Source organism: Rugamonas sp. FW305-51 (assembly GCF_058786935.1).
Map to the genome: position 1 here is coordinate 48,441 of NZ_JBYSZG010000035.1, position 16,493 is coordinate 64,933.

The 16,493-nt window shown below is 67.1% G+C and carries 16 protein-coding genes; 8 read left to right on the plus strand and 8 right to left on the minus strand.

The features are described 5' to 3' along the window. The first annotated feature begins 7 nt into the window (after nt 1-7). Both AC3WOS_RS20955 and AC3WOS_RS20960 read left to right on the plus strand, forming a co-directional pair. Complete coding sequence (locus AC3WOS_RS20955) at nt 8-1,021, plus strand: WD40/YVTN/BNR-like repeat-containing protein (RefSeq protein ID WP_492718206.1); 1,014 nt, start codon at nt 8-10, stop codon at nt 1,019-1,021. Between the two features lie 64 nt (nt 1,022-1,085). Next, nucleotides 1,086-2,678 (plus strand): flavin monoamine oxidase family protein, encoded by a 1,593-nt coding sequence (locus tag AC3WOS_RS20960; protein WP_492718208.1) that lies wholly within the window; start codon nt 1,086-1,088, stop codon nt 2,676-2,678. Between the two features lie 204 nt (nt 2,679-2,882). On the opposite strand, the gene AC3WOS_RS20965 is transcribed toward AC3WOS_RS20960, so the two are convergent. The 5 genes from AC3WOS_RS20965 to AC3WOS_RS20985 all read right to left on the minus strand — a co-directional run bounded on the left by AC3WOS_RS20965 (nt 2,883) and on the right by AC3WOS_RS20985 (nt 7,379). Then, nucleotides 2,883-4,169: a glycerate kinase type-2 family protein gene (locus AC3WOS_RS20965; RefSeq protein ID WP_492718210.1), complete on the minus strand. Its 1,287-nt coding sequence runs from the start codon at nt 4,167-4,169 to the stop codon at nt 2,883-2,885. 226 nt (nt 4,170-4,395) lie between these two features. After that, nucleotides 4,396-5,304, minus strand: coding sequence for a PaaX family transcriptional regulator (locus AC3WOS_RS20970; protein WP_492718212.1), 909 nt, complete (start codon nt 5,302-5,304; stop codon nt 4,396-4,398). Between the two features lie 25 nt (nt 5,305-5,329). Continuing rightward, on the minus strand, nt 5,330-6,637 hold the full coding sequence (locus AC3WOS_RS20975; protein WP_492718214.1) for a permease: 1,308 nt from the start codon (nt 6,635-6,637) through the stop codon (nt 5,330-5,332). A gap of 20 nt (nt 6,638-6,657) precedes the next feature. Continuing rightward, nucleotides 6,658-6,918: a DUF2249 domain-containing protein gene (locus AC3WOS_RS20980; protein ID WP_492718216.1), complete on the minus strand. Its 261-nt coding sequence runs from the start codon at nt 6,916-6,918 to the stop codon at nt 6,658-6,660. Beyond that, on the minus strand, nt 6,915-7,379 hold the full coding sequence (locus tag AC3WOS_RS20985; protein ID WP_492718218.1) for a hemerythrin domain-containing protein: 465 nt from the start codon (nt 7,377-7,379) through the stop codon (nt 6,915-6,917). Before AC3WOS_RS20985 ends, AC3WOS_RS20980 begins: the two co-directional genes overlap by 4 nt. A gap of 128 nt (nt 7,380-7,507) precedes the next feature. Here AC3WOS_RS20985 and AC3WOS_RS20990 point away from each other — a divergent pair, with 128 nt between their 5' ends. From AC3WOS_RS20990 to ipdC, 6 genes are all read left to right on the plus strand, one after another. Next, on the plus strand, nt 7,508-8,671 hold the full coding sequence (locus tag AC3WOS_RS20990) for an NAD(P)H-dependent flavin oxidoreductase (protein ID WP_492718219.1): 1,164 nt from the start codon (nt 7,508-7,510) through the stop codon (nt 8,669-8,671). Nucleotides 8,672-8,767: 96 nt separating this feature from the next. Then, complete coding sequence (ubiU, locus tag AC3WOS_RS20995; protein ID WP_492718221.1) at nt 8,768-9,811, plus strand: ubiquinone anaerobic biosynthesis protein UbiU; 1,044 nt, start codon at nt 8,768-8,770, stop codon at nt 9,809-9,811. Between the two features lie 37 nt (nt 9,812-9,848). After that, nucleotides 9,849-10,751 carry a ubiquinone anaerobic biosynthesis protein UbiV gene (ubiV, locus tag AC3WOS_RS21000; protein WP_492718223.1) on the plus strand — a complete coding sequence of 301 codons (903 nt, stop codon included), beginning with the start codon at nt 9,849-9,851 and terminating at the stop codon, nt 10,749-10,751. Continuing rightward, on the plus strand, nt 10,748-11,248 hold the full coding sequence (gene ubiT / locus AC3WOS_RS21005) for a ubiquinone anaerobic biosynthesis accessory factor UbiT (RefSeq protein WP_492718225.1): 501 nt from the start codon (nt 10,748-10,750) through the stop codon (nt 11,246-11,248). Before ubiV ends, ubiT begins: the two co-directional genes overlap by 4 nt. Before the next feature lie 30 nt (nt 11,249-11,278). Then, complete coding sequence (locus AC3WOS_RS21010; RefSeq protein ID WP_492718227.1) at nt 11,279-11,698, plus strand: putative zinc-binding protein; 420 nt, start codon at nt 11,279-11,281, stop codon at nt 11,696-11,698. Beyond that, a complete protein-coding gene (gene ipdC / locus AC3WOS_RS21015) occupies nt 11,695-13,332 on the plus strand; it encodes an indolepyruvate/phenylpyruvate decarboxylase (protein WP_492718228.1) in 1,638 nt (545 codons plus the stop codon). Before AC3WOS_RS21010 ends, ipdC begins: the two co-directional genes overlap by 4 nt. A gap of 102 nt (nt 13,333-13,434) precedes the next feature. On the opposite strand, the gene AC3WOS_RS21020 is transcribed toward ipdC, so the two are convergent. Genes AC3WOS_RS21020 through AC3WOS_RS21030 form a run of 3 tightly spaced genes read right to left on the minus strand, consistent with a single transcriptional unit; the run spans nt 13,435 to nt 16,369 of the window. Beyond that, entirely contained in the window at nt 13,435-14,142 is a 708-nt protein-coding gene (locus tag AC3WOS_RS21020) for an anaerobic ribonucleoside-triphosphate reductase activating protein (protein ID WP_492718230.1), read from the minus strand. 1 nt (nt 14,143) lies between these two features. After that, the gene (gene nrdD / locus AC3WOS_RS21025) at nt 14,144-14,329 is read right to left on the minus strand and encodes an anaerobic ribonucleoside-triphosphate reductase (RefSeq protein WP_492718236.1); all 186 of its coding nucleotides are present in this window, start codon (nt 14,327-14,329) and stop codon (nt 14,144-14,146) included. A gap of 36 nt (nt 14,330-14,365) precedes the next feature. After that, complete coding sequence (locus AC3WOS_RS21030) at nt 14,366-16,369, minus strand: ribonucleoside triphosphate reductase (protein ID WP_492718232.1); 2,004 nt, start codon at nt 16,367-16,369, stop codon at nt 14,366-14,368. Nucleotides 16,370-16,493 lie beyond the last annotated feature (124 nt).

The window sequence follows — 16,493 nt, forward strand, 5'->3', positions numbered from 1 at the left end:
GACCGCCATGAAGACTGCAAACTGGACCTGGCTGGCCGCCGCGTTGGCCGCCACGGCCGTGGCCACCGCGCTGGCCACCACCGCCCTGGCCGCTGCCGGCGCCCTGATCCAGCCCGACGGCGCGCCGGCCGAACTGCGCCAGCAAAGCGCCATGCACTGGAAGCATCCGCTGCAAACCATGATCCTGGGCGCAGCCCACGCCGGCAAGCGGCTGGTGGCCGTGGGCGACCGGGGCCTGGTGCTGCTGTCGGACGACGACGGCAAGAGTTATCGCCAGGCCCGCGCCGTACCCACCCGCGTCACGCTCACGTCGGTGTCGTTTGCCGATGCCATGCACGGCTGGGCGGCCGGCCACTGGGGCACCATCCTGCGCACGGTCGATGGCGGTGAGAGCTGGACCTTGCAGCGCGATGACCGTGACAACGACCAGCCGCTGCACACGATCTGGTTCAAGGATGGAGCGCACGGCATCGCGGCCGGCCTGTTCAGCCTGTTGTTGACGACGGACGATGGCGGCAAGTCCTGGGTGCCGGGCAAGCTGCCCGTCGCGCCGGGCGCCAAGCGGGCCGACCTGAACCTGTTCCGCCTGTTCCCCGACCGCCAGGGCAATGTGCTGCTGGCCGGCGAACAAGGCTCGGTCTACCGCAGCGCCGACTTGGGCCACAGCTGGCAGCTGCTGGCCACGGGCAACAAGGGCACGCTGTGGGCCGGGGTGGTGCTGGACGACGGCACCATCGTCGTCGGCGGCATCCAGGGCAAGCTGCTGCGCAGCAGCGACGGCGGCCAGCACTGGGCCGCCATCGACAGCGGCACCAAGAGTTCGATCACGGAACTGATCGAACTGCCCGGCGGGCAGGTGCAAGGCGTGGCACTCGATGGTGTTTCCCTGCTGAGCGCGGACCGCGGCCTCAGCTTTACCCGGCGCCAGCGCGACGATCAGCTGCCGCTGACGAGCGTGCTGGCCGACAGCCAGGGCCGGCCGCGGATGTATTCGCAGTCGGGCGTGGTGAGCGGCAACTGAGCCGGCTGCGCCGGACTAGGCGCGGTGCAGGCATCCATCCACCCACTTTGTCGGAGAGAACACGATGGCGCATTCCCCCTTGCTCAATAAGCTGCTGGCGATCAGCCGCCTGGCCGAAGCTAGCCGCGGCCTGGATTTGAACTACGAACAGGCGCGGGCCGCGGCGGCCGGCCGGCGCCGCTTCCTCAAGACGGCGGCGGGCGGCGTGGTGTCGGCGCTGGGCTGGCCGGCCATGGCCAGCGCCATGAGCTACAAGGCGGCCCGGGTCGTCATCGTTGGCGCCGGCCTGGCCGGCCTGCGCGCGGCTTACGAGTTGAAGAAGGCGGGCATCGCGTCCACCGTCTACGAGGCCAACCCCAGCCGCATCGGCGGGCGCTGCTACTCCAACACCTCCGCCTTCGGCCCGAACGTGACGGAAAATGGCGGTGAATTGATCGACACGGCCCAGACCAACATCCAGAAGCTGGCGGCTGAATTGGGCCTGGTGCTCGACGACTGCGGCGGCTGGAGCGACGACCTTGGGCTGGGCGAACTGTATTACGTGAACGGCCATATGTACACGGCGGCCCAGGCGTTTGACGACTTCTCGCTGATGGCCAACCAATTGAACCAGGACCGCGCCCACGCCCAGTTCCCCATGACCTGGGATAATTACTCGGCCCGGGGCCAGGAGCTGGACTTCATGACGGTGGCGCAATACATCGCCGCCTACGCGCCCGGCGGACCGGATTCGGACTTCGCCAAGGTGCTGAACGTGGCCTACACCATCGAATACGGTGCGGAACCGAGCCAGCAATCGGCCTACAACCTGGTGTCCCTGCTCGGTTACTCGAACACCACCACCCACGGCATCAACCGCTTCTACCTGTTTGGCACGTCGGACGAGCGCTATCACATCCGGGGCGGCAACGACCAGCTGGTCACGCGCATGGCCGCGCGGCTCGATCCGGGCCAGATCCAGCTTGGCTACGAACTGAAGAAGATCGTCCACAATGCGAACGGCAGTTACACGCTGAGCTACCGTCACGGCAGCGCCAACGTGGACGTGGTGGCCGACCACGTGGTGATGGCCATCCCGTTTTCCATCCTGCGCAACAGCGTCGATTTCAGCGGGGCCGGTTTCGACGCGCGCAAAACCCTGGCCATCAACACCATGCCAATGGGCAATAGCTGCAAGTTCCAGCTGCAGTTCAACCGCCGCATCTGGCAAGACTACCAGGCCAGTGGCGAAACCTATGCGGACACGGGCTACCAGAACACGTGGGAACCGACGCGGGCGCAACCGACGGCCACGGGCGTGATCAACAATTTCACCGGTGGCAATACGGCGCTGGCCTATGCCGAGCAGACCGACCTCGATGCGCAGGCGCGCCACTTCCTGGCGCAGTGGGAACTGCTGATCCCCGGCTGCACGGCGCAGTGGAACGGCAAGGCCATCCTCAACAACTGGCCCAAGAATCCCTGGACGAGGGGTGCCTACGGCTACTACGCGCCGGGCAACTACACCAGTTTTGTCGGCTACGAAGGGACGCGCCAGGCCAACTGCCATTTCTGCGGCGAGCACACCTCCATCGTCGCGCAAGGCTACCTGGAAGGGGCGGTGGAGACGGGCCAGCGCTGCGCCAACGAAATCATGGCGGACCTGAAAAACGCCTGATGGCTGATCGGGGGAAGGGCTGCACCGCAGGCCGGCAACGGCCCGCGGTGCTTTTTTTTGGAAAAAAGGGCGTGCCCAAGACAGCCCAAGCAACGAACTAAATGGGGAAGCGAATTAAATGGGGACGTACCCCTTTTTCGTAAAATGGGGTACGTCCCCATTTTTTCGTCATACCATCTTTGCGGCTTGGTATCGTTTGAATGCTCAGACCTCCGACGGCGGCGGCGAGGCCGCATCGATCAGGATGGCGCGAAAGTCGTTCACGTTGGTCAGCGTGGGCCCGCATACCACCGAATCGCCCAGCGCCTGGAAGAAGCCGTGGCCGTCATTGTTGGCCAGCGCATCGCGCGGCTTGATGCCCAGCGCCCAGGCCCGTTCCAGCGTGTCCGGGCCGAGCAGGGCGCCGGCGATTTCCTCCTGCCCGTCCACCCCGTCCGTGTCGCAGGCGATGGCGTGGATGGCTGCTTGGCTGTTCAACGCAATGCCCAGCGATAGCAGGAATTCCACGTTGCGTCCGCCGCGCCCCAGGCCGCGCACGGTGACCGTCGTTTCGCCGCCTGACAGCAGCACGCAGGGCGCGGCGAACGGCTGGCCCCGCGCCGCCACCTGGCGCGCCATGCCGGCCATGACGATGCCCACGTCGCGCGCTTCGCCTTCGATGCTGTCGCCCAGGATGTAGGGCGTGACGCCGGCAGCACGCGCCACCCCGGCAGCCGCTTCCAGCGCCATCTGCGGTGTAGCGATCATGCGGATGTCGCTGCCGGCCAGGCGCGGGTCGCCCGGCTTGACGCTTTCCCCGGCGCCGCTTTCGAGCAGTTGAACGATGTGGGGCGCCGCCTCTATGCCGTAGCGGCGCAGGATGGCCAGCGCGTCGGCGCAGGTGCTGCGGTCGGCGCAGGTGGGGCCGCTGGCGATGTCGGCCGGGTCGTCGCCCGGCACGTCCGAAATCAGCAGCGTGACCACGCGCGCGGGATGGCAGGCCGCCGCCAGCCGTCCGCCCTTGATGGCCGACAGGTGGCGCCGCACGCAATTCATCTCGCCTATGGTGGCGCCGCTTTTCAGCAGGGCCGTGTTGATGGACTGCTTGTCGGCCAGCGTGAGCGCGTCGTCCGGCAGCACCAGCAGCGACGAGCCGCCACCGGAAATCAGGCAGATCACCAGGTCGTCCGCCGTCAGCCCGTCCACCATGGCGCGGATGCGGCGCGCCGCCTGCAGGCCCGCTTCATCGGGCACCGGATGGGCCGCTTCCACGATTTCGATGCGCTGGCACCACACGCTGTAGCCGTAGCGGGTGACGACCAGCCCTTGCAGCTGCCCCGGCCAGTGCTGCTCCAGCGCGCGGGCCATTTCGGCCGATGCCTTGCCGGCGCCGATCACCAGTGTGCGGCCCTTGGGTGGGGCCGGCAGGTGGGGCGGCAGGCACAGGGATGGCTGGGCGGCGGCGACGGCCGCGTCGAACATGCGGCGCAGCAGTTGGCGGGGATCGTTCATGGCGCTGTTCCTTGGCTGGGCCGCATTTCGCGGCGGGGAAAGCGCTAGTGTGCCACGAGGCGGATGTTTGCGCCTTTACTTGTCTCCTGCCTGTTGTACCCGGCCGGCCCAGGGGGTATTTACTTGGGCAGTTGCGGCCTTGCCCCGGAAAGCGCACCGCTGCGGCGCCGCTCGAAAACTTCCGCGTTAGCCGGGTAAGTACGCGGTGACCCGCCCCTGGCTGCGCTTACGCCGCCTGGGCGCACAGCACGGGCATGGGCCTGGCCAGCATGGCCGGCATCGCGATGGGCGCCGCATGCAGATGGCGCTGCGCGCCCGCCTGCGTGCCGCGTTGCAGATCCCGGTACAGGTCGTAGGCGGCGCGGGCCGGCCAGTCGTCGGGCAGGAATTCCAGCGGCAGCATGGGGTCGTGGTGGCGGCACTGCTGCCAGGCCAGGCCCACCAGCACCCGGATCACGAATGCCTGCTCGGCCGTTGGCGCGCTGCCGGCCAGCAGGGCGTCGCGCAGGGGGCCGCACTGTTGCAGGAAGCGGTCGTAGTCGGCGCGGGCCGCGCTCAGGTCCCACGCTTCGCGTCCGAATTCGGCCGGCGCGCGGCCACCCGTCACTTGCTGGCCGCTGACCTTGAAGATCTCCAGGTGCGGTTCCTCGCCCAGTGCCGTCAGGTCGTCCTGGCCGCGCGTTTCATGATCGGTCGGCCGGGCCAGCACGTTGGGCGCCAGCGCGCAATAACCGTGGTTGGCCAGCGCCTTGCGCAAGGTGGCGTAGGTGGCGGCGCCGATGCGGCCGCCGGAATTGATCAGCAGCGTCCAGTTGCCGTCCCAGTGGCGCTCCGGCGCCGCATTGAGGCGGCGCCAGGCCGCGCGCAGCGATTCGGCGGCGGCCGGCGCCACCTCGTAGCTGGCGCGCCGGCCATGGCGGCGCGATTGAAGGCAGCCTTGCTCGGTCAGGCGGAACACGCTGGTGCGGGTGGCCCGCTCGTCCAGGCCGAACGGCGCCATCAGCCGTATCAGCTCGTGCAGCCAGACCGGCTCGTCGCCGCCGAGATCGGGGTCGCTGAAGATCAGCTTGAGCAGGGCCGTGGAGCGGGGCGCCATCTGGCGGGTGGAAGCGCGTATCCAGTGTTCTAGTGTCATGATGTTCTCGTTCGGGACAGGACGTTCAGGCCGGCGCCAAATGCTTGCCGGTTTGTGCTTGCCGTTGCAAGCGGCGGTACAGGCGCATGGCCTGCAGCAGGTTAAACCACAGCATCAGGCAGGAGGCGCACATGGCCGCGCCGGCCGGACGGGCCAGCTGCTGCGGCAGGTAGCACGCCGCCAGCAACAGCAGCAGGGCTGCCAGGTGCAAGGCAAACTGCTGGCGCGCGCGCCGTTCGGGGATGATCTTGTTGACGTTGGGCGCGCCGCGCCCTATCGATTCCTGCAAGTGATACCAGGTCAGGAAGGGCACGATCTTGTATAGCATGCCGTTGATGGTGGTGAGCGCGAAGCCTGCGATGAACAGTGCGCCCAGGGCCAGCGGCTGGGCGGCATCGCCGGTGGCGACGGGCAGCAGCCACAGGACCAGCGCGGCCAGCAGGCTGGCCATGGCGGTGCGCCAGAACAGCGTGGTGGGATCGGCCTTGGGCCGCTTGCGCCTGGCCAGCAGGGCCAGCGTGATGGCGGCGAACAGGCCGTAGCCGCCCACCACGGCCGCTTCGACGGCGGTGTGGAACCATTGGTCCTGCGGCCGTTGCAGCGTGGCGCCGATCGAGCAGGCCAGCAGCAGCAGGAACAGCACGGTGGTGAACGATCGGGTCAGCCAGGCCGGATACGGTTCCGTGACCTGGAACATGGGCACGACCTGGAACGCCACGCCCACCACCAGCAATCCGACCCAGCCGAACAGGCCCCACATGGCGTGCACGTCCGTCAGCAGGGGCAGGGGCAGGGCCAGCAGTTCGGGCCAGGCCAGCGAGCCGGCCAGCAGGCCGCCCAGTACGATGGTGATGGCCAGCGCCGCCAGCGACAGGCGGATGGCGGCCACGGTCGCCGTGGCGCCGCTCGAATGCTGCTGCCACAGGCCCACCGTGCAGGCCACCAGCAGCGCGCACAGCGCCGTCAGCAGCGCCCCGAGCGCCAGCTGGAACAGGGTTGGCGCTTCCAGCCAGAAGGCGGCCGCCAGCAGCAGCGTGCCGGTGCACAGCGCGATATGCACGACGATGGCCACCGGCCTGGCATGGGGCAGCCCGATGCCGGCCACCACGGGCAGCATCTGCAGCAGCGCGCCCACCATGGTCATGCTCAGGCAACCGAGCGTGAGCAGGTGGGTCAGCGCCAGCGTGGCCGGCGTCCAGCGCGAAGCGAGGGCGGCGTCGCCCTGCCACAGCAGCAAGGCGGCGGCCAGCGCGGCGAACAGGGACGCGCTGAGGAAGTAGCGCATGGGCAGCGCCAACGGCGGATTTTGGTCGAGCGACAGGGCGCGTTGCATGGTGTAGTCGGGCAGGTGGTTCAGGCGGCGCCGCCGGCCAGTTGCGGCTCCCAGATCAGCAGTTCATAGCGGTAGTCGGGGCGGGTCGAAATGCTGTGGGCGTAGCCGTTACGCTCCAGGACCCGGTACAGCGGGTGCGGTTCGCGGTCGATCAGCACGCGCAGGCGATGGCGCGGCTCCAGCCGGTCCAGCGCCTCCAGGATCAGCACCATGGGCTCGGGCGGTTCCAGCCCGCCCACGTCCAGATCCTGATCTTCCCATTGCACGCTAATGTCGTTCATGGCAGTACTCCTTGTTCGGCCGCCGCTTCAAAGGCACGCATCTGCTCCAGCAGTTCGGGCATGCGCTGGTCCAGGAAACGGTCGGCCATGGGGTAGAGGATGCCTTCCTCCTTGAGATTGTGCTGGCGCATCAGCATGCGCAGCGTGTCGGCATGGTTGAAAAAGTCATCGCCGGAGCGCTCGGCGATGGCGTCGGCCATGCCCTGCACCAGGTCGCGCATGTGGACGTGCTCGGCGCGCATCACGCCGGTGGGGCCGCCGCTGTGGCCCATGGCCTGCTCCAGTGCGGGGAACATCACCTGTTCCTCCATACCCAGATGGTGCTCCAGCATGCCGCGAAAGGCGGCGAAGTCGCTGGCGGCCAGCTCCCATTGGTTGCCCACCACGCGCGCCTCGGCCAGCGCGTACTGGTCGTCGCATTGCTGGTGGTCGCGTCCCAAAAAAGTGCCGATGCTGCTCATGTCTGTTCCTTGGCGAAGTATTGAACTGCATTGTCACATTCTGGCAAGCCGCAAATCTTTGATACACATCAAGGATTCCAACGATGCATGAGCGTTACAGTTCGGGCTCGCTATCAGGAAGGTCTTTTATGCTGTTGACTGTTTTGAATCGGTTCCGTATCCGGGACAAGCTGCTGCTCCCCATCGTGCAAGGCGGCATGGGGGTGGGCGTGTCCGCGCACCGCCTGGCCGGCAGTGTCGCGCGCGAGGGCGCGATGGGCACCATCGCCAGCGTGGACCTGCGGCGCCACCACCCCGACCTGATGCACAGCACGGGCCGCAGCCAGGACCGGGCCCTGATCGAGGCGGCCAACCTGACGGCACTCGACCGTGAAATCGGCATGGCGCGCGGCATCGCCGGCGGCAAGGGCATGATCGCCGTGAATGTGATGCGGGCCGTGAGCCAGTACGCCGACCTGGTACGCCAGTCCTGCGCCAGCGGCGCCGACGCGCTGGTGGTGGGCGCCGGCCTGCCGCTGGATCTGCCCGAACTGACGGCCGACCATCCCAACGTGGCCCTGATCCCCGTGCTATCGGACGCGCGCGGCATCGCGCTGCTGCTCAAGAAATGGATGCGCCGCAACCGCCTGCCAGACGCCATCGTCATCGAAAATCCCCGTTTCGCGGCCGGCCACCTGGGCGCGCCCAACGCGGAAGCGGTCAAGGATCCGCGCTTCGGCTTTGCCACCGTGCTGGAAGGGGCGCACGCGCTGATGCGCGAACTGGGCCTGGAGCGGGAACGCATTCCCCTCATCGCCGCCGGCGGCGTGCATTCGCACCAGCAGGTCAAGGACTTGATCGGCATGGGCGCCAGCGCCATCCAGCTTGGCACGCCGTTCGCCGTCAGCACCGAAGGCGATGCCCACCAGGTGTTCAAGGACGTGCTGCTGGAAGCGGGCGAGCAGGACACCGTCACCTTCATGAGCGCGGCCGGCCTGCCGGCGCGCGCCGTGCGCACGCCCTGGCTGATGCGCTACCTGGACAAGGAAACCAAGCTGCAGTCGAAAGCCCGTCCCAAGCCCTGCACGGTGGGCATCGAATGCCTGCAGCAGTGCGGCTGGCGCGACGGCGACGCGAAAGCAGGGCAGTTCTGTATCGATACCCAGCTGGCCTTTGCGCTGGAGGGCGACCGCAAGCGGGGCCTGTTCTTCCGCGGCAGCGAGGCGCTGCCGTTCGGCGCCGCCATGCGTCCCGTGCGCGAGCTGATCGACTACATGTTGAACGGCACGCATCCGCCGCCGCTGGCCGCCTGAGCGTGGCCGGGCGCCACCGCGCCCTGGCCGGCGCCACCATTTTTCCACCGGCCGCCGCGGGTGCGGCCGGTTCACCCTAGCCTTGACCTCGCAAACATGAGTAATTTATCCGTATCTTCCCGTCCGGCGGAACGCAACGCCGGCATAGAGCTGGTCTGCCCCGCCGGCAGCCTGCCGGCGCTCAAGGCCGCCATCGATAACGGCGCCGACTGCGTCTACCTGGGCTTTCGCGACGCCACCAACGCCCGCAATTTCGCCGGCCTCAATTTCGACGACGTGGCCATCGCGCAGGGCATCGAGTACGCCCACAGCCGCGGGCGCAAGGTGCTGCTGGCCCTGAACACCTATCCGCAGCCGTCCACCAGCGGCCTGTGGCGCACCGCCATCGACCGCGCCGCCGGCGCCGGGGTGGACGCCGTGATCCTGGCCGATCCGGGCCTGATGCAGTACGCGGCCGAGAACTTCCCCGACCTGCGCCTGCACCTGTCCGTGCAGGGTTCGGCCACCAACTACGAGGCCATCAACTTCTACCAGAAGCACTTCGGCATCCAGCGCGCGGTGCTGCCGCGCGTGCTGTCGCTGGCCCAGGTGGAATCGGTGGCCAGCAACACGACGGTCGAAATCGAGGTGTTCGGTTTCGGCAGCCTGTGCGTGATGGTGGAAGGGCGCTGCGCGCTGTCGTCCTACGCCACGGGCGAGTCGCCCAACACCCATGGCGTATGTTCGCCGGCCAAGGCCGTGCGCTGGCAGCAAAGTCCCAAAGGGCTGGAATCGCGCCTGAACGGGGTGCTGATCGACCGCTACGGCGAGGAGGAAAACGCCAGCTACCCCACGCTGTGCAAGGGCCGCTTCAACGTTGAAGGCGAAACCTATTACGCCGTCGAGGAACCCACCAGCCTCAATACGCTGGAACTGCTGCCGCAGCTGGTGGGCATGGGCGTACGCGCCGTGAAGATCGAAGGACGCCAGCGCAGCCCCGCCTACGTGGCCCAGGTCACGCGCGTGTGGCGCGACGCCATCGACCAGGTGCTGAACAATCCGGCCCGCTATTCCGTCAAGCCGGACTGGATGACGGAACTGAACCGGGTGGCGGAAGGCCAGCAGCACACGCTGGGCGCCTACCACCGTTCTTGGAAATGATGACCGCCGGCCCATGGCCGGCACTTTGGGAGCAAGCATGTTGAAACTCGCCCTGGGGCCCATTCTGTACTACTGGCCCCGCGACACCGTAATGAAGTTCTACGAGGAGATGGCGGCCACGCCGGTCGATATCGTCTACCTCGGCGAGGCCGTCTGTTCGCGCCGCCATGAGCTGCGCCTGGCCGACTGGCTGGATATCGCCGACAAGCTGGAAGCGGCCGGCAAGGAAGTGGTGCTGTCCACCCTGGCCCTGCTCGAATCGGGCTCGGACGTGACGGCGCTGCGCCGCCTGACCGGCAACGGCCGCTTTGCCGTGGAAGCGAACGACATGGGCGCCGTGCACTGTGTGGCCGGCGGCATCCCGTTCGTGGCCGGACCGCACGTCAACGTCTACAACCCGCCCACGCTGCAGCTGATGGGCCAGATGGGCGCGCGCCGCTGGGTGATGCCGCTGGAGATGGGCCGCGACGGCCTGGAGCAGATGCAGGCCGGCCGTCCGCAAGGGATGGAGACGGAAATCTTCGCCTACGGCCGCATGCCGCTGGCGTTTTCGGCGCGCTGCTTCACGGCCCGCAACCGCAACCTGCCCAAGGATAACTGCCAGTTCAGCTGCCTGGACTACCCGGACGGCCTGCTGATGCAGACCCGCGAGGATGCGCCGTTCCTGGTGCTGAACGGCACACAGACCCAGTCGGCCCTGGTCTACAACCTGATCGGGGAGCTGGACCAGATGGCCGCGCTGGGCGTGGACGTGGTGCGTATCAGCCCGCAGTCGCAGCACACGCGGCGCGTGATCGACAGCTTCGACGCAGTGCGCCGCGGCGAAATGTCCGGCGCGGCGGCCAACGCCATGCTGGCCGACTGGATGCCGGCCGAAGCGTGCAACGGCTACTGGTACGGCAAACCGGGACTGGAACAACAGGCAGGGAGGGCCGCATGATGCAAGCCGCAAATCCACCGATCAAGCGCGGCGGCCAGACGCTGCCGGCGCCCGTGGCGGCCATCTTCGGCAAGCTGCCGCCGTTCCCCGGTTCGCTGCTGTTCGTCACGGGCCTGAACCTGACCTTGCGCCAGCACCTGCCGGCCGACGTGCGCGCCATCCTGCAGGGCAGGAGCTTGCGCATCACCGTGCGCGACGCGGCCGTCTCGTTCGATTTCGAATGGCAGGGTGAACGCTTCGCGGCCCGCCGCCGCGCGCCGCAGGTGGACCTGGAAATCGCCGCCAGCGCGCGCGATTTCCTGGCCCTGGCGCGGCGCGAGGAAGATCCGGACACGCTGTTCTTCTGCCGCCGCCTCTCGATGGAAGGCGACACGGAACTGGGCCTGCTGGTCAAGAACACGCTGGACGCGATCGAAGCGCCCATGCTGGACCTGGCCCGCCAGGCGTTGCAACGCTGGCTGCAGGGGCTGCGCCCGGGTGCGGCCCGGCGCAGCTGATGTTCAACTGAGCACGGGGAGGTGCACGCCATGGCTGGAAAACGCAAGGATCTGCCGCTGGTCTATTCGTGTTCCGGCTGTTCCAGCGCCGCGCAGACCGCCAACTACGTGGCGCTGCAGCTGGACCGGCGCGGCGCGGCCGAGATGTCTTGCATCGCCGGCATCGGCGGCGACGTCCCCCCGCTGCTCAAACTGGCCCGGTCGGGCCGGCCCATCGTCGCCATCGACGGTTGCGCGCTGGCCTGTACCCGCCACTGTCTGGAACGGCACGCCATCGTGCCGGACCATCATGTGCTGCTGCAGCACATGGGTATCAAGAAACGGTTCCATGCCGATTTCGACCCGGCGCAGGCCGACCAAGCCGTCGCCGGGGTCATGGCCATGCTGGAGGGCGCCCGATCGGCCCCTCCGGCATCTCTCCCAAATCAAACCAAAGAGACAACAACATGAACCTTTCCCTCTCCCTGCTGCACGCGCTCAAGGCGCATGGCGCCCGTGAGCTGTTTGGCCTGCCGGGCGATTTCGTGCTGCCGTTCTTCCAGCAGGTGGAACAGTCGCAGGTGCTGCCGCTGTACACGCTGAGCCACGAGCCGGGCGTGGGCTTCGCGGCCGACGCGGCGGCCCGCTTTCAGGGCGGCGGCCTCGGTGTGGCCGTGGTGACGTATGGCGCCGGCGCGCTCAACATGGTCAACGCCGTGGCCTCGTCGTATGCGGAAAAGGTGCCGATGGTGGTCATCTCCGGCGCGCCCGGCGCGCACGAGCGCCGCAACGGCTTCCTGCTGCACCACCAGACCCGCACGCTGGACTCCCAGCTGGCCATCTTCCGCGAAATCACCTGCGACCAGATGGTGCTGAACAACGCCGAGACGGCGCCGGCCGACATCGCCCGCGTGCTGCGCAACTGCCAGAGCCAGTCGCGTCCAGTCTACATCGAACTGCCGCGCGACATGGTGGCGGTGCCGTGCGAGCCCGTGCCGCGCCTGCCCGCGCCCGCGCATGACGCCGAAGCGCTGCAGGCCTGCGTGCAGGAGCTGCTGGCGCGGTTGGCCAAGGCGCAGCGGCCCATGCTGCTGGTGGGGATAGAGATACGCCGCTTCGGCATCGAGGAAAAAGTGGCGCGGCTGGCCAAGCTGCTGCGCGTGCCGGTGGCCACCACCATCATGGGCCGCGGCCTGCTGGCCGAGACGGACGCGCCGTTGCTGGGCACCTATCTCGGCGTGGCGGGCGACCCTGTCATCACGGAGGCGGTGGAGCAGTCCGACGCGCTGCTGATGCTGGGTGTGCTCGTGTCGGACACCAATTTCGGCGTCTCCGAACGCAAGATCGACATGCGGCGCGGCATCCTGGCGCTCGACGGCCAGGTCACCATGGGTTACCACGTCTATCCCGACATCCCGCTGGAAGCGCTGCTGGACGGCATGCTGGAAAGTGCGCAATCGCTGGCGTTGCAGGCGCCGGAACACAAGGCGGCCCGCTATCCGTATGAGCTGCAGGCGGATGGCGCCCGCATCACGCCGATGGACATCGCCCGCGCCGTCAACGACGCGATGGCGCAGCATGGCCGCATGCCCATCGTCTCCGACATCGGCGACTGCTTCTTCACGGCGCTCGACATCGAGCACACGGCATTGCTGGCGCCGGGCTATTACGCCACCATGGGCTATGGCGTGCCGGCCGGCCTGGGGCTGCAGGCCTCGAGCGGCGAGCGTCCCATCATCCTGGTCGGCGACGGCGCGTTCCAGATGACGGGCTGGGAGCTGGGCAACTGCCAGCGCTATGGCTGGGACCCCATCGTCATCGTCTTCAACAACCGCGGCTGGGAGATGCTGCGCACCTTCCAGCCCGAAGCCCGCTACAACGACCTGAGTGACTGGCATTTCGCGGACGCCGCGCCGGCGCTGGGCGGCGACGGCTATCGTGCCGAGACGCGCGAGCAGTTGCAGCAAGCCTTGCAGAAGGCACTGGCCACGCGTGGCCGTTTCCAGCTGATCGAAGCGATGCTGCCGCGCGGCGCCCTGTCGGCCACGCTGGCGCGGTTTGTCGATGGTGTGCGTCGTTTGCAAACGACGGCAGCGACATCGTAAGTACTTCGGGGGGCAGTGCCAACCATCGTACACGAACCGGGCCGTAGTTCATTCTACGGTTGAGCTCTCGTATGATGGTTGGCACTGCCCCCCGATTTTGTTTTAGTGGGTACGCCGCATCGTGAAGTGGGGGAACATGGCCGACACCGCGCTGACGATGGCGGGGCCGGGATAGCCGGCTACCGCGCCCGCGCTCAACCCCGCATCGCTGCATCCTTGCGCGCGAAATTCCTGCAGCACGTAGTTCTTCACCCCCATGTCCGCCAGCGTGGAGGCCAGTTCGATGATGCCCTGCGGCTTGAGCAGCGTGGGATGCACGGTGGTGCGGCACTCGTACGGAATGCCGCTCTCCAGGATGGCGCGCGCGCACGCTTCGGCCTGGACGCCGCTGTCGGGCGCGCCCGTCACGGCCGCATAGTGCGCGAACGGCGCCTTGACGTCGAACCCCACCCAGTCCAGCCTTGGCAGCAGCTCGCGCAGCCGGTCCGGGTAGATGCAGGCCGTATGCAGACCCACCTTGAATCCCAGCGCTCGTACTTCCTCCACCGCCGCCGGCAGGGCCGGGTCGGTGGTCGGCTCGCCGCCGCTGAAGACCACGCCGTCAATCAGGCCGGCCCGCTTTTGCAGCACCTTCAGCACGCTGGACCAGGCCAGCGGGCTGCGCTTGGGACGCGATTGCAGGTGCGGGTTGTGGCAGTAACCGCAACGCCACGCGCATCCCTGCACGAAGACGACCGCCGCCAGATGGCCGGGGTAGTCGGTGGCGGTGAACGGCGTGAAGCCGCCCACCTTGAGCAGGCCGGCTTCCATGCTAGCAGGCCGCAGTGCTTTGCGGCTCCTGGAAGTACTTGCGCTCGTAGAACTCGCCCTTCTTGCCCGTGTTGAAGGACGAGACGGGACGGTGGTAGCCCATCACGCGGGTCCAGATTTCGCACGGCTGGCGGTCGGCGTCGTTCAATACGACGGCGCGGGGGATGATTTGCACGGTGTGGCTCATATTGTGGCTCATATCGTTCATGGCAGTTCCTTTCGTTTAGATGGCTGCAACGTCGCGTTGCTGGCGTGCGATCAGGTCGGCATCGCATTTGGGACAAAACTTGTGGCTGCCGCTCAGGTAGCCGTGCTTGGGGCAGATCGAGAAGGTCGGCGTGATCGTGATATAGGGCAGGCCGAAACGTCCCAGCGCGCGGCGCACCAGCGTGCGGCAGGCGGCGGGGCTCGACAGCGCCTCCGTCATGTACAGGTGCAGCACGGTGCCGCCCGTGTACTTGCGCTGCAGCGCGTCCTGCTGCTCCAGCGCCTCGAACGGATCGTCCGTGTAACCGACGGGCAGCTGCGAGGAGTTGGTGTAGTAGGGCATGTCCTGGGTGCCGGCCTGCAGGATCTCGGGATGGCGCTTGCGGTCTTCCTTGGCGAAGCGGTAGGTCGTGCCTTCGGCCGGCGTGGCCTCCAGGTTGTACATGTGGCCCGTCTCGTCCTGGAACTCCAGCATGCGCGCGCGCACGTGGTCCAGCAGGCGCAGGGCGAAGTCGCGGCCCATGGTCGTGGTGATGTCGTCGCTGTCGTTGGTGAAGTTGCGGATCATCTCGTTGATGCCGTTCACGCCCAGCGTGGAGAAGTGGTTGCGCAGCGTGCCCAGGTAGCGCTTGGTGTACGGGAACAGGCCGTTGTCCATGTGGCGCTGGATCACCTTGCGCTTGATCTCCAGGCTTTGCTTGCCCAGCACCAGCAGGCGGTCCAGCGCGGCCAGCAGGCCCGCCTCGTCGCCCCGGTGCAGGTAGCCCAGACGGGCGCAGTTGACGGTGACCACGCCCAGCGACCCGGTCTGCTCGGCCGAGCCGAACAGGCCGTTGCCGCGCTTGAGCAGCTCGCGCAGGTCCAGCTGCAGGCGGCAGCACATGGAACGGATCATGTTCGGCTTCAGTTCCGAGTTGATGAAGTTCTGGAAGTAGGGCAGGCCGTAGCGGGCCGTCATTTCGAACAGCAGTTCCGCGTTCGGGCTCTCCCAGGCGAAATCCTCGGTGATGTTGTAGGTCGGGATGGGGAAGGTGAAGGCGCGGCCCTTGGCGTCGCCCGTCATCATGATCTCGATGTAGGCGCGGTTGATCATGTCCATCTCGTCCTGCAGCTCGCCGTAGGTGAACGGCATTTCCTCGCCGGCGATCACGGGCACCTGTTCGCGCAGGTCTTCCGGGCAGACCCAGTCGAAGGTCAGGTTGGTGAACGGGGTCTGGGTGCCCCAGCGCGAGGGCACGTTGAGGTTGTAGATCAGCTCCTGCACGTACTGCTTGACCTCGGCGTAGCTCAGGCTGTCCTTGCGGATGTAGGGCGCCATGTAGGTGTCGAAGGAGCTGAACGCCTGGGCGCCGGCCCATTCGTTCTGCAGCGTGCCGAGGAAGTTGACGATCTGGCCGATGGCGCTCGACATGTGCTTGGGCGGGCTCGATTCGACCTTGCCCGGCACGCCGTTCAAGCCTTCGTTGAGCAGGGTGCGCAGCGACCAGCCGGCGCAATAGCCGGCCAGCATGTCCAGGTCGTGGATGTGGATGTCGGCGTCGCGGTGGGCCTGGCCCACTTCCGGCGGATAGACGTGATTGAGCCAGTAGTTGGCGATCACCTTGCCCGACACGTTCAGGATCAGGCCACCGAGCGAGTAGCCCTGGTTGGCGTTGGCGTTTACGCGCCAGTCCTGCTGGTTCAGGTATTCGTTGATGGACGATTCCACGTCCACCAGCGACTTGCGGTCCTGGCGCAGGTTGTTGTGCTGCTCGCGGTAGACCACGTAGGCGCGCAATGTCTTGCGGTGGCCGGCATCGTACAGCACCGATTCCACCGTGTCCTGCACGCGCTCCACGGTCAGTTGCGCCAGGTCGGTCATGTCGCTCAGGCGCAGTACGGTGACCTGGGCCAGGCGGTTGGCGCCGTCGGCGTCGAATTCGCCGGTGGCCAGGCCGGCGCTGTTCAGGGCGGCGACGATCTTGGCGGCATCGAAGTGCTGCCGCGTGCCGTCGCGCTTGATGATGTATGTTTGTTGCATGGCTTCGCCCACAATCCCTCCGGATACTATCTGTAGTTTGGAACTACAGATTAGCCACTAGATATGGTGTGGTCAATGAATCCCGGAACAACTTTTTAAATTCTTGATTCAGGTTAAGAAAGGG